This window comes from Halanaerobiales bacterium (genome assembly GCA_035270125.1).
Taxonomy (GTDB): Bacteria; Bacillota; Halanaerobiia; order Halanaerobiales; family DATFIM01; genus DATFIM01.
In genome coordinates this window covers 1-2,996 of sequence record DATFIM010000002.1, presented here as the reverse complement: position 1 = coordinate 2,996, position 2,996 = coordinate 1, and the positions used below count along the sequence as shown (strand labels likewise).

Annotated in this window: 2 protein-coding genes and 1 pseudogene; all 3 read left to right on the top strand. The window is 32.0% G+C overall.

Annotated features, from left to right (window positions below; all coding sequences use genetic code 11):
* The coding region (locus VJ881_00045; protein HKL74434.1) for a sulfurtransferase at positions 1-811 on the top strand (811 nt) is incomplete at its 5' end.
* 57 nt (positions 812-868) lie between these two features.
* Complete coding sequence (locus VJ881_00040; protein ID HKL74433.1) at positions 869-1,771, top strand: rhodanese-like domain-containing protein; 903 nt, start codon at positions 869-871, stop codon at positions 1,769-1,771.
* A 275-nt stretch (positions 1,772-2,046) separates the two neighbouring features.
* Positions 2,047-2,996, top strand: a pseudogene (locus tag VJ881_00035) (sigma-70 family RNA polymerase sigma factor).

Here is a 2,996-nt window from a genome sequence, read left to right as displayed (position 1 = left end):
TACAGCTGAAAAAGCATTAGAGGTAGTAAAAGAAGAAAATACTATACTTGTTGATGCTCAAAGTTCAGGTGATTATAGTAATGGTCACATAAAAGATACAGTAAATATTTCTAGAAGTGATATAACTGTATTAGGGCCATTTCCAAACATGCTCGCCCCAGCAAGTAAAATTGAAGAGACTTTAAGTGAAAATGGAATTTCAAATAATATGCGAGTAATTGCCTATGACAGCAATAATAATATGGACGCTGCTCGTTTATGGTGGACAATGAGGGTTTATGGCCATGAAAATGTTCAGGTAGTTAGCGGTGGACTAAAAGCACTGCAAAAAGCAGGAGCTGTGACCACAACTAATGAAGAGCCTGAGGTAGAAACTACTCAGTTTGAAGCAGATGAAAAGAATACTGACATGATTGCTACAAGAGATGAAGTATTAGAACAGGTTAATAATCCCAGTGATGATGTTGTTCTTTTAGATGTTAGAACACAGGAAGAATTTCAAAGAGGTACTATTCCAGATTCAATTCATATAAATTATATAGAAAACAATAATCCAGATGGAACTTATAAATCTATAGATGAAATTTTGGAAATTTATCCAGACAATGATGTAAATCCAGATCAAACTGTAATTATGTATTGTAAAACCTCTATAAGAGCTGCTCAGACTTATTTAGCTTTGCATAATGCAGGTTATAGAGACTTAAAAATTTATGATGCAGCCTGGATGCAATGGGGTTCTGATACTTCATTACCTGTAGAGGTTCCAGAAGGATCATCAACTGAAACTAACTTTCAGGATGGGTCATAATTTAGTTAAAATTTTAATTTAGTATAAATTACACAAAACTACAAGGAGGAATTTTAAATGAGAAGAAACAAATTAATTTTATTTACACTTTCATTAGTTCTAATGGTAGGTTTACTTGTATCAAGTCCGGCAATGGCAGTTTCAGATGAGGTAGAAGAGGCAGTAGATAGTTATTTTGCTAACCTTCCTTCTAATAATGCGATGATAGGTCAGGAAACTTTTGTTGAAAAGGTGAAAGCTGGTGAAGATCTATTTATTCTTGATATTAGACAGCCTGATGTTTATAAGGAAGGTCATGTTAAAGGAGCTATTAATCTTCCCTGGGGTTCAGGTCAAATAGCAAATAATTTAGATAAACTTCCTGGAGACAAAACTATTTATGTTTATTGTTATACTGGCCAAACTGCAAATCAAATAGTAGGACTTCTTAATTTTGCTGGTTTTGAAGCAGAATCTGTCAAATTTGGCTGGAATCTAGGTATTTCAGAAGTTGATGGTTATAAAGCAGCTGTAGAAACTAAAGCAAATGAGCTTGGTGGAGAAACATCTTATGAAATTAATGCTGAAGTTAAAAAAACTACAGTAGATTATCTTGAAGGCTTAGAAGATGTAAATGGAACAATGTATAAAAATTATAAAATCAGTGAAGATATGCTTAATATGATTTTAGATTCTGAAGATATTGTTATTCTTTCCATCAGACAACCTGATGCTTATGCAGAAGGTCATATTCCAAATGCAATGAATATTGCCTGGGGTAAAGGAATGCAGGAAAACTTTGGTCAACTACCAAAAGACAAAAAGATAGTAGTATATTGTTATACAGGTCAAACAGCCGGTCAGACTGTTGCTGGATTAAGAATGTTAGGTTATGATGCTGTATCACTTAATGGTGGTATTGGAACTCCATCTAACAAACCTTATGGTTGGACAAATAAGGGTTATGAAGTAGTTCAGTAAATATAAATTTAAAATAATGAAGTTAGAAAGTTTTTTAGAGTAGGTGTAAAAGCCTACTCTTTTTTTTATGGGAAATTAATAATATTAATAATAAATCTTAATAAAAAATTTTGACAAAATCTGCGTCATATCAGACTTTAGAGTTTATTTTAATATTTTAACAATTAAAAATATAATTTTTTTGCAGGGTTTTGCCGATATATCTATAATAATAATAACATGGAAATAAAATAAAGAGGGGGCGTGTTTGCTTGTCTCAAAACAAAGATAAAGCGATGAAAAAAGTAAGTGAACTAGTTCAGAAAGGGAAAGAAAATGGTGAATTAACTTCTGCTGAAATTGATGAAGTTTTAAGTGATTTTGATTTAGATGATGATAATTTAGTTGATGTATATAAAATACTTGATGATGAGGATATAGATATTATCGATGAAGATGAAAAAAATGATTCAAATTCAGATAAATCAACTAGTGAATCTAATAAAAAGAAAAATAAAAAGAAAAAATCTACTAAAAAAAGTGATTCTGATGATGACGATGATGATTCAGATGATGACGGTAAATTGAAAAATATTAGTATTTCAGCAGAAGGGGCGACAGATGACCCGGTTCGAATGTATTTAAAAGGTATCGGACAGGTCGATTTACTTGACAAACAGGAAGAAGTAGAATTAGCTAAAAGAATTGAAGAAGGCGATGAAGAAGCTAAAAGTCAATTAGTTGAAGCAAATTTAAGACTGGTTGTAAGTATTGCCAAAAATATGTTGGTAAAGGTATGTCATTTTTAGATTTAATTCAGGAAGGCAATATGGGACTTATGAAAGCTGTAGAAAAATTTGATTATACTAAAGGTTATAAGTTTAGTACCTATGCAACCTGGTGGATTAGACAGGCAATAACTAGAGCTATTGCTGATCAGGGTAGAACTATTAGGGTACCAGTTCATATGGTAGAAAAAAATAATAAGTTAATAAAAATTCAAAGACAGCTTTTACAGGAAAAAGGTAGAGAACCTACTCCTGAAGAAATTGCGGAAGAAATGGATATTTCAGCTGATAAAGTTAGTGAAATTAAGAAAATCGCTCAGGAGTCAGTCTCACTTGATACTCCAATTGGTGAGGAAGAAGATAGTAGTCTGGGTGACTTTATTGAAGATACAAAGACTCCAGAACCTTCTTCTACAGTTTCTAAAAATCTGTTAAAAGAACAACTTGATAGTGTACTT

Bases quoted from the DNA above. Each gene is read 5' to 3' on its own strand.
- VJ881_00040 (HKL74433.1), top strand. From the start codon at position 869: ATGAGAAGAAACAAATTAATTTTATTTACACTTTCATTAGTTCTAATG.